General features: G+C 62.1%; 11 protein-coding genes. 3 read left to right on the top strand and 8 right to left on the bottom strand.

Annotation, left to right across the window (positions count from 1 at the left end):
* Positions 1–126 (bottom strand): L-rhamnose isomerase (locus FGM15_12040; protein ID MBU3666588.1); only part of this gene is annotated, 126 nt, incomplete at its 3' end.
* Positions 127–450: 324 nt separating this feature from the next.
* On the opposite strand from FGM15_12040, the gene FGM15_12035 reads away from it, so the two are divergent.
* The 3 genes from FGM15_12035 to FGM15_12025 all read left to right on the top strand — a co-directional run bounded on the left by FGM15_12035 (position 451) and on the right by FGM15_12025 (position 10,158).
* A complete protein-coding gene (locus FGM15_12035; GenBank protein MBU3666587.1) occupies positions 451–6,267 on the top strand; it encodes a hypothetical protein in 5,817 nt (1,938 codons plus the stop codon).
* Between the two features lie 433 nt (positions 6,268–6,700).
* Complete coding sequence (locus FGM15_12030; GenBank protein ID MBU3666586.1) at positions 6,701–7,150, top strand: hypothetical protein; 450 nt, start codon at positions 6,701–6,703, stop codon at positions 7,148–7,150.
* Positions 7,111–10,158, top strand: coding sequence for a PEP-CTERM sorting domain-containing protein (locus FGM15_12025; protein MBU3666585.1), 3,048 nt, complete (start codon positions 7,111–7,113; stop codon positions 10,156–10,158). The genes FGM15_12030 and FGM15_12025 overlap by 40 nt, the downstream gene beginning before the upstream one ends.
* Before the next feature lie 338 nt (positions 10,159–10,496).
* On the opposite strand, the gene FGM15_12020 is transcribed toward FGM15_12025, so the two are convergent.
* The 7 genes from FGM15_12020 to FGM15_11990 all read right to left on the bottom strand — a co-directional run.
* A complete protein-coding gene (locus FGM15_12020; GenBank protein ID MBU3666584.1) occupies positions 10,497–11,156 on the bottom strand; it encodes a hypothetical protein in 660 nt (219 codons plus the stop codon).
* A 158-nt stretch (positions 11,157–11,314) separates the two neighbouring features.
* The gene (locus tag FGM15_12015) at positions 11,315–12,598 is read right to left on the bottom strand and encodes an MFS transporter (protein ID MBU3666583.1); all 1,284 of its coding nucleotides are present in this window, start codon (positions 12,596–12,598) and stop codon (positions 11,315–11,317) included.
* 21 nt (positions 12,599–12,619) lie between these two features.
* Positions 12,620–13,387: a 2-dehydro-3-deoxy-D-gluconate 5-dehydrogenase KduD gene (gene kduD / locus FGM15_12010; protein ID MBU3666582.1), complete on the bottom strand. Its 768-nt coding sequence runs from the start codon at positions 13,385–13,387 to the stop codon at positions 12,620–12,622.
* Positions 13,388–13,410: 23 nt separating this feature from the next.
* Entirely contained in the window at positions 13,411–14,244 is an 834-nt protein-coding gene (kduI, locus tag FGM15_12005; protein ID MBU3666581.1) for a 5-dehydro-4-deoxy-D-glucuronate isomerase, read from the bottom strand.
* An 8-nt stretch (positions 14,245–14,252) separates the two neighbouring features.
* Positions 14,253–15,302 carry a DUF4861 domain-containing protein gene (locus FGM15_12000; GenBank protein ID MBU3666580.1) on the bottom strand — a complete coding sequence of 350 codons (1,050 nt, stop codon included), beginning with the start codon at positions 15,300–15,302 and terminating at the stop codon, positions 14,253–14,255.
* Positions 15,130–16,680: a sulfatase gene (locus tag FGM15_11995; protein MBU3666579.1), complete on the bottom strand. Its 1,551-nt coding sequence runs from the start codon at positions 16,678–16,680 to the stop codon at positions 15,130–15,132. The genes FGM15_12000 and FGM15_11995 overlap by 173 nt, the downstream gene beginning before the upstream one ends.
* Before the next feature lie 488 nt (positions 16,681–17,168).
* Positions 17,169–18,205 (bottom strand): IS256 family transposase (locus FGM15_11990; GenBank protein ID MBU3666578.1); only part of this gene is annotated, 1,037 nt, incomplete at its 5' end.

The following is an 18,205-nucleotide window of genomic DNA, read 5'->3' as shown; positions in this document are numbered from 1 at the left end:
CCCTTGCCAGCAGTGAAGGGAGATCGGCGTCGCGGCCAGAACTTCCAAGGCGCGCTCCGTATCGACGCCCAAAGTCGCGTAGTGTTCTTTTGCCGGGCCGTAGGCCGAAGGATCGTTTGTTTTCATGATCGGGATTGGTTGCGGTTGTTGTTGGTGCGAGGTCATTAAACGATTTTGCTGCGAATGGCGAGCATTAGAACCTGTCCCGGAACTTGGCGGCGTGGCGCAGGGGCATGGCGGCGCAGCTGGCCGGGGGTCAGAAAAAACGCGCCAACACTTCTTTGGTTTGCCTGACTACCTGTCTGCTTCCCCGTTGCATCTCCAGGCGTCTCATAACTCTTCGCACCCGTGCAAAAGACAACGAAACCTTTCATAAAAATTTTGTGCGAAAAGTAGTTGACAGCGTTTGCTTCCGGTTTAGAAAACCTTTTATCCAACTCCCCCCAAAACATGAAATGCTCCAAAAGCGTTAGGTCCCTCCGCGTCGTCACCTCGGCTTTTCTTCTGGCCGCCGCAAGCAGTGCTCTCGCGCAAACAACCCGCACGTGGGACAATGGTGCCGCCACAAGCGTCCTGACCACTTCGAATAACTGGTCCGGCGATACGTTGCCGGCCAGCACGAACGCCACGGCAACTGGGCGTCAGGATGCCTTGTTCGATGGAACCGTCGCCGGCACGCTCAACCTTAGCTTCGGGTCAGCCTTCGGTGGGAACTTCGGTGTCGGATTGGTTCTCGGTGCCAGTCAAACCAGCGCCGTCAACATTACCAACTCGGCTTCGGCCCAGCAGACGCTTCGGATCGTCAACAGCACCAGCGCAAGTGTAGGCGGCATTCAGATCGCCAGCGGGGCGGGCCCGCTCACCATCGGTGCAGCTGGGTCAGCCAACCCGATCCTGTTGGCTTTGGGCCAAGGTTCCTCAGCGCTGAACTACTACTTTGCCAACAACTCGGCCAATACCGCCACCATAGAGGAGAATGTCACGATCACCCGGGGTGGTAGCCACGATGCCACGATGTATTTCAACGCGGGCGATTGGAACGTGAAGGGTGTTGTCAGCAACCTGTCTGCGGGTTTGCTGAGAGTAGAAGCGGGCACCGTGACGCTGTCCGCGAGCAACGCGTTCACAGGTGGTGTCAGAGTCGGAGGAGGCACGCTTGCCATCGGGAACAACAACGCACTGGGGTCTGGAGCGTTGAACCTCAACACGACAACGTCGTTGACGGTCAGGTCATCGGACGCTAACGCACGAACGATTACCAATGCTTTGACCCTTGGAACTGATGCAACCTTTGGCAGCGTCGGAACCGGCAATCTGACTTTTAGCGGCGCCGTCACCGGTGGCTCCAGCGCAAAAACCATCACGGTAACCGGCATCACAGCGGAGTTTGCCAATACGATCACGGGTGCCGGGGACCGGGCGAAAGCAGGGACCGGCACCCTGCTTCTGTCGGGTAACAACACCGGTAATGCTTTCAATCTCTACGTCAATGAGGGCACTTTGGCGTTCACGTCGGCGAGCGCCTTGGGCAGCGGCGCGACCGCGATCCGCCTCGGGCAAACGACCACCGACGGAGCGCTGCGGTATACCGGTTCCGGCGACACCATCATTAGCCGCCAGATCTCGGTCGGCAACGGAAGTGCTGCAGGCAACAACGGAAGTGCCACCGTTCAAAACGACGGTTCGGGCACGCTCACCTTCAACAATGCCACTTTCAACCAAGCGGGCACTGCCGCAGCCAACCGCACTCTCACCCTGCGTGGCACCAACACCGGAAGCAACACGATCTCGGGCGTGATTGTGGACAACTCAGGCGCCACGGTGGCCGTCACGAAGACGGATGCGGGCAAGTGGATTCTCTCGGGCAACAACACCTACACGGGTGCGACGACGATCCAGCAGGGCACTCTGGTTCTTTCGGGCAGCAACAACTTCGCCTCCTCGCTCACGACGTTGATCCAGCAGGGCACGCTCGTTGTCGGCAATGACAACGCTGGTGGCTCCAGCACGATCAACCTCCGCGCCACCGGCGGTGTGACGGCTCGATTGCAATCGGACGGCACGGATCGCATCCTCGCCAACGCCTTGACGTTCGGCGGCGACAGTTCGTCGACGAACTACCTCGGCGGCGCCGGCTCCGGCAAGCTCACGCTCAACGGTGGCGTCAACTGGGGCACTGGTTCGAAAACCTACACCATCGACGGCTCCACCGTGGAGTTCGGCGGTGCGTGGACAGGGGCGAGCACCGCGAACATCAACACCATCGACGGCACCGGGGTGGCCACATCGATCATGATCCTCAATGGTAACCGTGGCGCCGCCGCCAAGGAGATCAATATTGGAAACGGTCTGACTGTGCGGGCCAACAATGCCAACTCCTTCGGCAGCGACAACACCGAGCCGCTCAGCATCCTTGGCGGCGCCAACACCAGCGTGGTGGAATTGACCAACGACATCACCCTGGCGCGCACCCTCACCGTGCAGGGCCGGGATACAAACAATGCGAATGTCGCGCTGCGCAACCTTGCGGGCAGCAACTCTCTTGCCCTTAGCGTCGGCTCCACCGGCACCCGCTACAACATCGACTCGCAGGCCGGCACGCTCACTATTTCCTCGGTAAGTGGCTCGACCGGCGCCCGCGACCTGTTCGTCACCGGTGCGGGCAACGTGGTCCTGCCGAACTGGAACAGCCGCGAAGACATCACCATGAACGGCACCGGCACCCTGACCATGGGCGGTGGCACCGAAGCGACCGCGCTCAGCGGCGTGGCCACGGTCAATTCCGGCACGCTGGATCTCAATGCGACATCAACCAACGCCGCCTTGGCTGCCACCAATGGCCTTGTCATCAACAGTGGCGGCACAGTGGTCACCCGCGGGACCGGGACCTCCATCGGCACCAACACGGCGGTCACCGTGAACGCCGGCGGCCTCATCGACATCCAAAAAGCCAATACCTTCAGCGTGCTCTCCGGCGCGGGCACCATCCGCAATACCACCGCCTCCAACTACACGAACACCGTCGAGAGCGACAGCAACTCTGGCACTTTCAGCGGTGTGATCGAGCAAGGTTCCACCGGCACGCTTGCTCTCACCAAAAGCGGCAACGGCACCTTCACCCTCTCGGGGAACAACACCTTCAGCGGCGGCGTATTCATCGATCTCGGCACCTTGGTTGTCGGCAATGACAACGCCTTGGGCACCGGCACGGTCAACCTGAGGGCAAATGCCGCCGGCGAAGTGGCGCGTTTGCGATCGGACGGCACGGATCGCATCCTCGCCAACGCCATCACCTTCGGCGGGAATTCGACTGCCCAAGCGAACTACCTCGGCGGCTCCGGCTCCGGAAAGCTCACGCTCAACGGTGCCGTCGAATGGGGCACCGGTTCGAAGACCTATACCGTGGACGGCTCGACCGTGGAGTTCGGCGGTGCGTGGACCGGTGTGAGCACCGCGAACACCAACACCATCGACGGCACCGGGGTGGCCACGTCGCTCCTCATCCTCAATGGCGACCGCGGCACCGCCGCCAAGAAGATCAACATCGGCAACGGTCTCACCGTGCGGGCCAACAATGCCAACTCCTTCGGCAGCGACAACACCCAGCCGCTCAGCATCCTCGGCGGTGCCAACACCAGCGTGGTGGAATTGACCAACGACATCACCCTGGCGCGCACCCTCACCGTGCAGGGCCGGGATACAAACAATGCGAATGTCGCGCTGCGCAACCTTGCGGGCAACAACTCCCTTGCCCTCAGCGTCGGCTCCACCGGCACCCGCTACAACATCGACTCGCAGGCCGGCACGCTCACCATTTCCTCGGTAAGTGGCTCGACCGGCGCCCGCGACCTGTTCGTCACCGGTGCGGGCAACGTGGTCCTGCCTAACTGGAACAGCCGTAGCAACCTAACCATGAACGGCACCGGCACTCTGACCATGGGTGGGGGAGCCAACCAGTCCTCGCTCACCGGCGTGGCCACCGTCAACTCCGGCACGCTGGATCTCAACGCGGCTTCCGGCACTGGGGCCTTGGCCGCCACGGGCGGGCTCGTGATCAATAGTGGCGGCACGGTGGTGACCCGGAATGCCGGCACCTCGATCGGCACAACCACCGCCGTCACGGTGAACGCCGGCGGCCTCCTCGACGTTCAGAAAACCAACACGATTGGCGCGCTCTCCGGTGCGGGCACCATCCGCAACACGACCGCCACGGACTACACGCTCACCGTGAACAACGATAACGGGTCCAGCACCTTTACCGGTTTGCTGGGCAAGACCTCGACCGGCAATCTCAGCCTGACCAAAAACGGCACTGGCACATTCACGCTCGGCGGGACCAACACGCACAACTTGGGGGCGACCACCGTCAGCGCCGGCACCCTCGTTTTGGCCGGCGGTCTTATCTCATCCACCAATAATATTTCGGTCGCTGCTTCCGGCACCCTCCAACTCGCCGGTGGCTCGGTATCCGTCAACAACGGCGCGGGTTATATCCTCAACTCCGGCGTCTATGACGTGAACGGGCAGACCGTCGCCGCCGGGTCTTATGAGTCCAGCCCGTTCTGGGCGGCCAACGCCAAGCTGATGAACTCGAGCGCGACCGCGGCCTTGATTGACGGCACTGGCGGCAAGAACAACATCTGGATCAACGCCGCCGGCGCGGTCATCGACACGGTCGGCGATCTCACCATCAGTTCGACCATCAACGACAACGGTTCGGCCGCAACTCGCCGCGGCTTCACCAAGACCGGTGCCGGCGTCCTCACGCTCTCGGGCGCGAACAACAGCTACGGGGGCGAGACGCGGCTTGCGGCCGGTGGCCTATCGATCGGCAGCGCCACGGCACTGCAAAACTCGACCCTGAACCTCGACGCGGCCGATGCCGGCACGGTGACGGCGATCGGGCAAAATTCCACCCTTGGCGGACTCTCCGGATCGCGCAATCTCGACATGCTCACCCGCACGCTCAGCATCGGCAACAACAACGCGAGCACGACTTACAGCGGGGTGCTTTCCAATGGCGCCCTCATCAAAATCGGCACCGGCACGCTCACCCTCTCCGGTGTGAACACCTACGGCGGCGGCACATTCTTGAACGGCGGTTGGCTGACCGCCGGCCATACCAATGCCTTCGGCTCCGGCTCGATCACGGTCGGTTCGGGCACCACGCTCAACCTCACCAACTTTGTCGTGGCCAACCAGATTGTGAACAATGGCGGCACCATCCTGAGCACGGGGCAACTCAGCGATGTGGTGGCGACCGACGGCACTACCGATATTGGCGGCAACGACAGCACCATCGCCGAAGTCAGCGGCAGCGCCACCGTCAATGTCAGCGGCAGCGGCGTGACCGTCAACCAAGCCAGCGGCGGCACGCTCAACGTTTCGGGAAGCAATGCGAGCGTGGCCGCTCTCTCCGGCGGCACCGTCAACGCCAACGCGGCGGGCTTGGTCGTGACCAACTTCAGCGGAGGCAACATCGCCGTCTCCAACGGTGTGACCGTTGCCTTGCGCGGAGGTTCCTCCTCCGGTGTTGTCAGCGGCTCGGGCGGCATCGCCAAGCAGAGCGCGGGCACACTCACTCTCACGGCTTCCAACACTTACACCGGAGCCACGACGATCGAAGCCGGCAAACTCGTCGTCAATGGATCGCTCGCCACCAACAGCACCGTCACGATCAACAGCGGCGGCGCCTTGGGCGGCGGCGGCACGGTCGGCTCCACGGTCGTCGCCTCCGGCGCAACCATCACCCCGGGCAACTCGCCGGGAACTCTCACCATCAACGGGGATCTCACCTGGAACAACGGCGGCAGCTACGACTGGGAAGTCTTCCGCTTGCCGGGCGAGGGGACGGCGGGCACCGACTGGGATTTGCTCAGCGTGACCGGATCGCTCAACCTCACCAATCTCACCGGCTCGCCGCTCTTCAATATCAACCTCTACTCGATGTCGAGCACCACCACCTACGGTTCGCTGACCAACTGGTCGCCCACGGGTGTTTACGCCTGGAAGATTCTCGAAGCGGGGACCGCCATCAACGGATCCTACATCACCCCGAGCTACTTCAACATCAACACGGCCAACTTCCAGGACACGATCACCGGATTGTTTGCCTTGGAGCTGCGTGACGGTGGCACGGGTCTTTACCTGACTTACAACGGGGGCGGCGAGCCGGTGCCCGAGCCGGGCACCTGGGCTTCCGCCGCGCTGCTGGCCGGCCTCGCCTTCTGGCGCTGGCGCCGCCGCAGCCCCGCACCGCAGGCCTGATCCCGCACCCGCCGCGGATCCCGTGGCATGTGTGTCATAACCAGCCCGAAGAGATTCCGGGACAGGTTCCAAAGTTGATGGAGGGGCGGAACGGGCCTCGCATTCTTCCCGCTTCAGCCACGGCGTTCCTGGCGGAACCCATCCGTGCCACCGGTGTGATCCGTGGTCCGAGTGCGTGGCTTGGGCTCATATCCGCATCAAAACGCCCGGGTATTATCGGTATGGGCAGATGGTCATGGCTTCTGGTGCCGCGCCCATGAATTTCCGCGCCTCGGCAACCCAGTAGATTGTGCTCCAGCCCCGCATGACAGCATCGCCCTATGGCGACCGGCGTCGCTTCGCAGACGGAGGAAAAAATCGGAAAAGTTTTTGTGTGGAAAATTTTGCGATAAGTAGTTGACACGATTTCTTTCTGGGTTAGAAATCCTTGTATATGACCCCTCAAGAAACCCGCCCCAAATCCCTTCTTGTTGTCACGTCGCTTCTACTGCTTGCCGCAAGCAGTGCTCTCGCGCAAACAACCCGCACGTGGGATGCCGGTGCAAGCACGTCGGATCTTCTCACCGCATTGAACTGGTCCGGCGATGCGGTGCCCGGCAATACAAGCATCGCGCTATTTGACGGCACGGTCGGTGGCGATCTCAGCCTCACCTTTGGTGCTGCCTTTGGGGGCTCTACTGGCCTCGGGATCACGATGACGAACACGCAGACTGGCAATCTCACGATCAACAACTCGAGTGCTACGCAACAAACCATCCGCATCGACGACACCACGACCTATGGCATCAAAATCGCGAGTGGTGCTGGAGCGTTCACGCTTGCGCTGCGGGCACGGCGAATCCAGTGCAACTCGTGTTGGGCAGTGAAGCTAGCGGAAATTTGAATTACTTCTTCGACAGTGATTCTTCCCAGACGGCCACTCTCCATGAGAACGTCACGATCACCAGAGGCGGCTCTCACAATGCGAACTTGTATTTCACAGGAACGGGTCTTTGGGATGTGAAGGCGACGCTTGGCAACATTGCTGCTGTCGGCGTCAACGAAAGCACGGCGACCGCTACCCTGTCGGCGGACAACACTGCTGCCTTCGCGGGCAGTGTCCTTGTCAACAACGGCACCCTGCGGTTCAGTGCCGCCAACAACTTCGGCACCGGTGCGTCGGCCATCCGCCTCGGGCAAACGACCACGAGCGGTGTGCTGGAGTTCGTGGGGTCGAGTAACACAGTGGTCAGCCGCCAAGTCGTGGTCGGGAATGGGACTGGCACGAGTGACGCTGGAGGCGGGACGATCGCCAACAACGGGGGCGGCACCCTCACGTTCGACAATGCCGCTTTTAACTCCGTGGGCACCGCCGCCGCGAACCGCACGCTCACGCTGCGTGGAACTAACACCGGAAACAACACCATCTCGGGTGTGATTGCCAACAACAATACAGGCACCGTTTCGGTCATCAAGAGCGATGCCGGCACGCTGATCTTGTCGGGCAGCAACACGTTCTCCGGAGGCGTGAATATCGACCTCGGCACGTTGGTTGCCGGACACGACAGCGCCTTCGGCACCGGCACGGTCAACCTCAGGGCGGACACCGCCGGCGAGGTGGCGCGTCTGCGGTCGAACGGCAGCGACCGGGTGATCGGCAACGCCATCACCTTTGGCGGTGCGTCGGCCGCCACGGCGAACTACCTCGGCGGCGCCGGCTCCGGCAAACTCACGTTCAACGGTGGCGTCAACTGGGGCTCGGGAGAAAAGACTTACACCATCGACGGCTCAACGGTCGAATTCACCGGTGCTTGGACGGGCGCGAGCACCGCTAACATCAACTTCATCGACGGCACCGATGTGGCCACATCGCTCCTGATCCTCAATGGCGACCGCGGCACCGCCGCCAAGGAGATCAACATCGGGAATAACCTCACCGTGCGGGCCAACAATGCCAACTCCTTCGGCAGCGACAACACCGAGCCGCTCAGCATCCTCGGCGGCGTCCGGACCAGCGTGGTGGAACTGGAGAACAACATCACCCTCGCTCGCACCCTCTCGGTGCAAGGGCGGGACTCGGCAAACGCCAACGTCGCGCTGCGCAACCGGTCGGGTGACAACTCTCTGGCGCTTGATGTCGGAGCGGGCGGCACCCGCTACAACATCGACGCCCAGGCCGGCACGCTCACCATCACCAACATCTCCGGCCAAACCGGCACCCGCGACCTGTTCGTCACCGGTGCGGGCAACGTGGTCCTGCCGAACTGGCAGAGCCGCCGCGATCTCACGATGAACGGCACCGGCACGCTCACGATGGGCGGCGGAACCAGCCAGACCTCGCTCAGCGGCGTGGCCACGGTCAATTCCGGCACGCTGGATCTCAACTCGACTTCCGCCGGTGCGGCCTTGGCCGCCACGGGCGGGTTGGTCATCAACAGTAACGCCATGGTCGTGACCCGGAGTAGCGGTAACTCGATCGGAACGACCACCGCCGTCACCGTGAACGCCGGCGGCCTCCTCGACGTTCAGAAAAACAACGTGATTGGCGCGCTCTCCGGTGCGGGCACCATCCTCAACACCACGGCGACGGACTACTTGCTCACGGTCAACAACGACAATGGGTCCAGCACCTTTACCGGTTTGCTGGGCAAGGCCTCGACCGGCAATCTCAACCTGACCAAAAACGGCACTGGCACATTCACGCTCGGCGGGACCAACACGCACACCTTGGGGACGGTCACCGTCAGCGCCGGCACCCTTCAACTTGCCGGCGCCTCGGTATCCGTCAACAACGGTGCGGGTTACATCCTCAACTCCGGCGTCTATGACCTGAACGGCCAGACCGTCGCCGCCGGGTCCTACGAGGCCAGTCAGCTCGCCGCCGTCGGTGCCAAGCTCATGAACTCGAGCTCGAACACGGCCACCATCGACGGCACCGGCAACAAAAACACGGTCTGGATCAATGCCGACGGCGCGGTGATCGAAACCGTGGGCGACCTCGCCATCGGTTCGATCGTCACTGACGGTGCGGGGACCCGTGGCTTCACCAAAATCGGCGCTGGAGCGCTCGTCCTCCTCAACGATGGCAACGATTACGACACTACAACGATTTCCGCCGGCACGGTGCAGGTGGGCAATGGCGGTTCGACCGGCCGGCTTGGCCTGGGCGCCGTGACCAACAACGCGGCCCTGGTCTTCAACCGCACCGGCTCGGCTACTGTGGCCAACAACATCTCGGGCAGCGGAACCTTCACCAAGCAGGCATCTGGCACAATTACCCTCACCGGCACCAACAGCTACACCGGCACCACCACGGTGAGCGCGGGCGGCTTGCTGGTCAACGGCGACATGTCCGGAGCAACAAATACTCTCACCGTCGCCTCCGGCGCGACCCTGGGCGGCTCTGGCATCATTGGTGGCGCTACCACCATCAGCGGCAACCTGGCACCCGGCAACAGCCCCGGCCTGCTGACCTTCACTAGCGACCTGACGCTCAGTAACACCGCGGTGACCACGATGGAAATCGTTGCTGGCACCAGCTTTGTCCGCGGCACCGACTTTGATGCGATCGATGTCGGTGGCCTTCTGACTTATGGCGGAAGTTTGGTATTTGACCTCAGTGGAGTCCCATTCGGAGCTGGTGTTTATAATTTCAACCTCTTCGATGCTGATTCTTTCGGGGGAGACTTCGACAGTGTTACCTTGGCCGGCCTCTACACAGGTTCACTGACTAATAGTTTTGGGACATGGAGTGCCAGCTACTTGAGTGGCTCTCTTACCAACAACTGGACTTTCACGGAAGCCGACGGCGTGCTCGCCTTGGAGGTGGTTCCCGAACCTTCCACCTACGCTTTGCTCGCTGTGGCAGCAGCCGGTTTGGGTGCGCATGTGATTCGTCGCCGCCGCCGCTGATTGGCCGGCATCGACCTGGCGAAGACCACAACACATTTGCTTTTCATCGCGGGTGGGCGGCCTTTAGCTGCCCACTCGTTCTTTTATCGGCGAACGCTGGCGTCAGACGCCGAGCTTTTCGAAGCCTGCGAAATCAGGGGGAACGGACGTCCCGCCTGTGCCGATGCGAAATCACAGGCGAACAGGAACAGAGTGGATATGGCCCGCTGGCCAAGGCCCTTGCCCACCGGCTTCTCTCCTGCGCTGGGGCGGCGCTGCCGGATGTGGCATTGGCAAGGCTGCCAGTGCCACGGGGTCTTCCCGCCCGCAGGAAGTCTGTTTGCGAAGGGAGGTTGGTATTACTGGGCGGCCGGTTTCGTGACCGGGGTCACCTGAACCGCGTCGATGAAGGTGGTTTCATCGCCGGTGGCGCCGGCTGCGGCCGACGCCGGGATGACGTGAACGAAGGTCAGGGACATCTCCGGTGATGTGGCGGTGAAAGTGTGCTTTGTGACGACCCATTCATCCTTGTTGGTCACGGGTTCGGCGCGCTGGAGATAAACCGGTTTCTTGCCCGGGGCATCGCTCTTTTCCCGCAAGATGACCGTGAGAGCCCCGGCACCCGTATCGAGTCTGCGACCCGCCTGCGCCCATTGGACTTCATACTGGTTTCCCGGGGTCAGCCCGGAGATGACGCCACTGAACATGTGTTGCGGCGATTTATCCGGCAGCTGGCTTTTCTTCCGATCTCCGCGCACGAAGGCCATCTGCGATCCTTCGTATGCAGTCACGTCTTTCGCCAGACCCGCCTTCTGGCGGACGATTCCGGAAGAATGCCCCCAAGCCCATCCCGAGCCCTTAAGGCTCTCCGATGGGGCGGCCAAAATGGGCTTCTGAATGGCTGACGGAAACTCGAAGCTGGGGTTTTCGATTTGTTGGGCGGTGGCCGGTGCGGCCCAGTAGGCGAGGGCTCCGGCTATGGTAAGCGCCTTTGGATAGCTTCGCGAACGCCGAGACATGCTTTAGTTTCCCCTGCGTGCCCCGCCTTGGCAAGCCGATAGGCGCGGGGTGATGCCAATTATGAAAGCTTCCATAATTTTACCTTTTCCACGGAGCGGAGCGTTCTGCCTGCGCGCAACCCGTCGCCGCCATCCGCATCCGACAATGGAAACCGCGGTCAGGAAGCGGCGCGGATTTTCACCGGATCGAAATTGGGAGCGAGCATCTGGTTGACCGCGAAGGCCACGATGTATGCGAGCCCGCAGATGCCGAACAGGAACGTGTATCCCTGGTCGGGAAACCGGTCCAGAATCACCCCGCACGCGATCGGGAAGAGGATGCCGCCGATGGAGCCGGCCATGCCTCCGATCCCGGTGAGCGTGGCGACGGCGGTTTTCGGAAACATGTCGGAGACCGTCGAAAAAAGGTTGGCGGACCACGCCTGGTGCGCGGCTCCGGCAAGCCCGATCAAAATCACGGCGGTCCAGTTGCCGGCCAGGCTCACCGCGAGGATCGGCAGCACCAGGATCGCCGGCACGAAAAGCCCGATTTTTCGGGCGCGGGAAGGCGCCATGCCGCGGGCGGCGAGGTAGCCGGGCAGCCAGCCAAGGGCGATGCTCAGGACGGTGACGATGGCGTAGATCGTGACAAGCAGAAGCCAGCTGCTTTTGATGTCGAGCCCGCGGGTCTTCTTGAAAAAATCCGGGAGCCAGATGAGGAAAAACCACCAGACCGGATCGGTGAGGAACTTGCAGACGATAAACGACCATGCTTTGCGGTAGTGGAGAACCTGCCGGAAGCCCAACGGGGCGGAGGTTTCCTGCGGGACCGCGGTTTGGTCGCCGAGGATGTGCTCCCGTTCGGCCGCCGAGACGCGGTCCAGCGTCTCCGGTGCACCGTAGAGAGGAAGCCAGGCGGCGATCCAGACGAAGCCGGCAAGTCCGGCAAAGACAAACGCCCACTGCCAGCCGAAGGCGTATGCCACCCAAGGAACGACCGCGGGGGCGATGATGGCTCCCACATTCGAGCCGGAGTTGAACAGCGCGGTCGCCAGCGCCCGCTCCCGTTGGGGGAACCATTGCGCGACGGCTTTGACCGCGGCGGGGAAATTGCCGCCCTCGCCGAGGCCGAGCGCGATGCGGGCGGCGAAAAAGCCGCCGATGCTTGTGACCAGCGCATGCCCGAGCGCCGCCAGGCTCCACGACGCGATGGAAACCGCGAAACCGACCTTCGTCCCGAACCGGTCGATGAACCATCCGAAAAAGAAAAGCCCGATTCCGTAGGCCGCTTGAAAGGCGGAGTTGATCATGCCGAACTGGGCGTTCGTCCAGTGGAACTGGTCGTCCAAAATGGGCTTGAGGAGAGACAGAATCTGGCGGTCGATGTAATTGACCGTCGTTGCGAAAAACAGCAGGGTGCAGATGATCCACCGGTAGCTGGAGATGTGAGGGCGTCGGGTCACTGGCGGAGTGTTGCGGGAAGTTCAGCGGGCCAGCCAACCGCCATCGACCGCGAGGGTGAACCCGTTGACGTAGTCGGAAGCGGGAGAGGCGAGGAAAACCACCGCGCCGGCCAAATCACCGGGGTTTCCCCAGCGTCCGGCCGGAATGCGCTCGAGGATGGCCTTGTTGCGGACGGGGTCGGCGCGGAGCGCGGTCGTGTTGTCGGTCTCCATGTAGCCGGGCGCAATGGCGTTGCACTGGATGCCCTTGGGTCCGAGTTCGCAGGCCATCAGGCGCGTGAGGCCCATCACGGCGCTCTTGGAAGACGTGTAGGAGGGCACGCGAATGCCGCCCTGGAAGGAGAGCATGGAAGCGATGTTGATGATTTTGCCGCCGGAGTTCTGCGCGACCATCTGGCGGGCGGCCGCCTGGCTGAGCAGGAAAACGGCCTTGATGTTGACGTTCATGACGTCGTCCCAGTCCTTCTCGGAAAAATCGAGGAAGTCGGCGCGGCGGATGATGCCGGCATTGTTGACGAGGATGTCGATGCGGCCGAAGGATGCGAGCGTTTCCGAGGTGATGCGGGCGGCGGCACCCGCCTCGCCGAGGTCGCACTGGCAGGTGACGCAGCGACGGCCGAGGGCCTCGATGCGCCGGCGGGTTTCGTCGGCGCCGGAAACATGCACGGCGACGATGTCGGCCCCGGCCTCGGCGAGGGCGACAGCCATGCCTTGGCCCAGACCCCGGCCGGCCCCGGTGACGATGGCAACTTTGCCGCCGAGTTGGAATTGTTCGAGAATGTTGCCCATGGCGGATTTTTTTCGATGTGCGGTTATTTGAGGGCCGCGACCGGAATGCCGTCCATGTCATCAAAGCGCTGGTTTTCGCCGCCCATGGCCCAGCAGAAGCGGTAGGCCGAGGTGCCGGCTCCGGAGTGGATGCTCCAGATCGGCGAGAGGGCAACCTGCCCGCTCCGCATAACCAGATGGCGGGTCTCCTGTCCCGGTCCCATAAGATGGATCACCGCCTGGTCCTCGGGGAGGTCGAAATAAAGATAGACCTCGGAGCGGCGCTGGTGGGTGTGCGGAGGCATGGTGTTCCACACGCTTCCCGTGGCCAACTCGGTGAAGCCCATCACGAGCTGGCAGCTGCGCGCCCCGCCCTCGCGGATTTGCTGGACGATGGTGCGGCGGTTGGCCGAGGCGGGATCGCCGAGTTCCAGGCGGTTGGCCTCCGCCGGACGGACGAGCGTGGTGGGATGGCCGGCGTGCGCGGGATAACTGACCAGGTAAAACTTGGCCGGTTCGGACGGCGAGTCGCTGCGAAAGAGCACTTTTTTCGATCCGCGCCCGACATAAAGGGCATCGAGCTTGGCGAGGGCATGGGTGCCTTCGTCGGTTTCGACCGAGCCGGGACCGCCGATATTCAGGATACCCAGCTCGCGGCGCTGGAGGAAAAAGTCCGCCGCGAGTTCCTTCTGCGAGGCTTCGAGGGCGATGGGGTTCGAGGTCGGCACCGCCGAACCGATGATCGTGCGGTCCGCCTCCCAATAAACCAGTTCGATCTCGCCGGGCCGGAAGAGGGAGTCGATTAAAAATGTGTCGCGCAATTCCTGCGTGGTCATGCGCGAAAAGGTGACGGGATCGGTGGTGTGGCGTGTTTTCATGGAATTGCTTATTGGAGCGACTTGGAGAATGCCGTGAGTTCCCCGGCCCACGCCTCGGGGGTGGTGATGACGCCGGCTTTTTCCCAGCCGTAGCCGGGATAGCAGGTGACAAGGCCCTGACTGTCTGTCGCGGTGAGGATCAGGGCGTGGCTTTTGTCTTTTTCGGTCACGGCCAATTCTTTGGTCTCGATGGGAAAGCCGGGCGCGAGGACGACACCCGTGCCGAGGCCGCTGTCGCCGATCTTCTCCCAGCAGGAAACCCAGCGGTTCTCGGGGGAGAGCGCGGGCGCGGCCTTGCCGTCGTGAGTGGTGACGCCGATAGCCACCGGCAATCCTGCCACGGGCTGCCCGTCGCGGGTGAAAGTGGAGTCGGAACGGAAAAACCGCTGACCGGGAACGATGGTGATGCGCTTGACTTCCCGGATCGGGGCGCCGGTGCCGACGGCAGGGTATTGGTAGGTGAGTTCGAAGACCGTTTTGGCGGGCGTCTGCTCGAGGATTTTCCAATCGGTGAAGGTGTCCGAAGTCACCATCGCGCCGTCCACCCACAGCGCCGTGCCGCCGCACCCGCGCGATCCGCCGACATGGTAAGGATCGTATCCCTCGCCATGATCTTTGTGGTAGCTCACCCCTTTGGTGTTTCCCTCATACCATTTGTCGATGATCGGGTGGGTGACGCGCTTGAGCCAGCAGTCGATCCCGCTGTCCTCGGGGCCCTGGCGCAAGGCCGGACCGTAGGTGCGGAAGGCCACCAGGTCGTTCTCCCATGCGAAATCATCCTTTCGCTCGGGGACAAAGCGGGCATAGGTCGTGCCTTCGGCGCAAAACGCCGGCGTGGCGGATAAAAGCAAGAGGAGCAGCGTTTTCATGAGAGGCGGTTTCGGGTCATTCATTGGAGGCCTTGGAGGCGGGGTTCTTGTTTTTGTGTGGAGCGTTTTTGGGCTTTTTCTTGGGGGCAATGCCGATCTTTTCCGGGTTGTATTTGGCGGGGTCGAAAGCGGGGTTGGGGATCGGACGGACCGCTTTGGTGTCCACCAGGAAGGCTTCGATCTTGGCATCCAGTTCGGTGACCTTTTCCGGCGTGGCGGAGGCGAGGTCTTTGGTTTCGCCGATATCGTCTTTCAAATTGTAGAGGCGCCAGGCGTGTGCGCCGTTTTCGCCTTCGTGGAACAGGCGGATGAGTTTCCAGTCGCCATCGTGGACCACCACGCTCGGCGGCAGCCAATCGGGAACGGGTGGAGAGTGGGGGAAGTAGGTGAAAATCGGGCGCGGCGGAATCGTGCCGCCTTCGAGGACCGGAACGATGTTCGTGCCGTCGAAGGTCTGGCCCGGCTGCGGGGCAATGCCGAGCATCCCGAGCAAAGTCGGATAGATGTCGGTCGTCTGGACCGGCACATCCGAACGGGAGCCGGGCGTCACGACCCCCGGCCAATCCACGATCCACGGGACACGGATGCCGCCCTCGTAAACGGTGGCCTTGCCCCCGCGCAGGGGAGCGTTGCTCGTCGGCGTGGTGCCGTCCACCTCGTCATACATGTTGCCGCCGTTGTCGGAGGTGAAAATAACGATGGTTTTCCCGGCGAGGCCGTTCTTGTCGAGGGCGTCGAGCAAGGTGCCGACGGCATCGTCCATGCTCTCGACCATGGCGGCATAGGTCGGGGAGCGCTGGGGGTCGTTCGGATCGATGAGCTTGCGGTATTTCTCCACCAGCTCCGGCTTCGCGTTGAAGGGTGCATGCACGCTGAACTGCCAGAAATTGAGGTAAAACGGACGGTCCTTGTTTTTTTCGATGAAGGCGGCCGCCTCCTCCGCCATGCGGTCCTCGATGTGCTCGCCCGGCTTGCGCGGCTTGATCGTTTTGTAATGCCAGGGCGGCGCCACAAACATTCCGGCGGGACCCGGTCCGTGCCAGTGCGGCATGTCCACGTCGAATCCCTGCTCGAGGGGCGAGTAGGGCTCGGCGCCCAAGTGCCACTTGCCGAAATGGCCGGTGACGTATCCGTTGGCCTTCATCATGTCGCCGAGCGTGTAATACTCGGTGTCGAGGCGGGTGACGGAAATAAGATCCGTCGCCTTGCGGTTGGGGGCTGCCTGCTCGGGAACCCCGGCTTTCAAGCGGACATCTTGCTCGTGGCCGGCCGGGGCGGTCATGCCGATACGCGCGGGATTCAGCCCGGTCATGATGCTGGCGCGCGTCGGCGAGCAGAGCGGACTGGCGGCGTAGGCGCGGGTGAAGGTCATGCCGCGCTTGGCCAGACGGTCGATGTTCGGGGTCTGATAAAGCTTCGTTTTTCCGAAAAGCGTCGTGTCGCTCCAGCCAAGGTCGTCGGCCAGAATCAGGATCACATTCGGCTTGGTGTCTGCCGCAGCAACCACAAGTCCGGGGGTGGTGGCCATCATCGCGATGGTCACGCTATTTATCAACGGAATGCGCATAATTTTGACACTCTTAGCCACTCATTCAAGAAACGCAAGCTGCGTTTTACATTGGCTCTTTTCCGCATGACGGCACATGGTCATGCAACAGAGACATGCCTCAGTCTCGACGAAAGCAGTCGAGACCGTCGCTATTTTCCTTTCGCCCTCGTCGGATTTTTCAATTTCGCCATGGGGCCGTGCAAACTGGAATCGCGTGCGAGTTACGATATCTGAAGTTTGAGCGGATTCACTCGGGCTGCTGACGAAACTTTTCCAGTGGAACTTGCACGCGCAATATATTGCTTGCTGGGGGGCAGAAATGTCATTTATATGCAATCGATTACTGTTGATTTTCCCATAGACCCATGAAAGCACCTCCCCAAATCTTGTTCACCCCGTTGGCCAATGACGGCGGCGAGTCCGTGATCCTGCTCGACAACGTGCGTCTGGAACTGCAGCCGTGACTTGCAGCGGCGGCGCAATTTTTTTTCTGTAAAAGTTAGCGGTTAATTTTGGGGTAGGTCAGCAGGGTTCATGTTGAGGTAGATTTTTCCGGCGAGCCACTCTTCGCTGATTTCGCAGAGGAGAGCGGAGACGAGGCGGAGCAGGGAAGCCTCGTTGGGAAAGAGGGAGGCGACGCGGGTTCGGCGCTTGAGTTCTTGGTTGACGCGTTCGAGGGCGTTGCTTGTGCGCATGCGGCGCTGGTGTGCGAGGGGGAGAGAGAAGACGGCGAAGCCCTCCGGGATATTTTTCTCCATCCATGCGGAAAGTTTCGGAGCGGATTTGGCGTAGGAAGCGACGAGATGACAGAGCCGGGATTGGGCGGAAGGGAGATCCGGGCAGTTGAAGATGGAGCGGATGTCGGCGGCCACGCTGGCGCGCATGTCGAGACGGGGAACGTAAGCTTGGGCGTTCTGCTGGAGGTGGAACTGGCAACGCTGCCAGGGAACAGAGGGGAAGACGGCGGCACGGGCCGCGGCGAGGCCGGGATGGGCATCGCTGACGATGAATGTGAGGCCGTGAAGCCCTCGGGATTGAAGGGAGGCAAGGAAGGTGCGCCAGTGAACCTCGGCCTCGCTGAGGGCGGCGCTGACGCCGAGAACGGAGCGTTTCCCATCGGGGCCGATCCCGATGGCGATGAGCACGGCGCAGTCCAAGAGCTGGCCGCCCTGCCGGACCTTTTCGTATCTGGCGTCCAAGATCATGTAGGAACAGCTTCCCAGAGGGCGGTCCCGCCAGGATTGGAGTTCGGCATCGAGTTTGGCGGCGGCGGTGCTGACCTGGGTGGAACTGACGGAATGCCCGCAGAGTTCCTCGACGATTTTGGTGACTTTGCGGGTGGAGACGCCTTGGACATACATCTCGGCCAGGGAGAGCATGAGGGCTCTTTCGCTGCGGATGCCCTTTTCCAGAGCGCTGGGATAAAAGTCCACGCCGTCGCGAACCTGGGGGACGCGGAACTGGATGGGGCCGACACGGGTGGCGAGGGTTTTTGGTTTGAACCCGTTGGCGCGGCCCAAGCGGCCATCGCAGCGCTCGTAGG

The sequence above is a fragment of the Chthoniobacterales bacterium genome (assembly GCA_018883245.1).
Classification (GTDB): Bacteria; Verrucomicrobiota; Verrucomicrobiia; order Chthoniobacterales; family JACTMZ01; genus JACTMZ01.
This window is presented reverse-complemented; position numbering and strand designations above follow the sequence as displayed.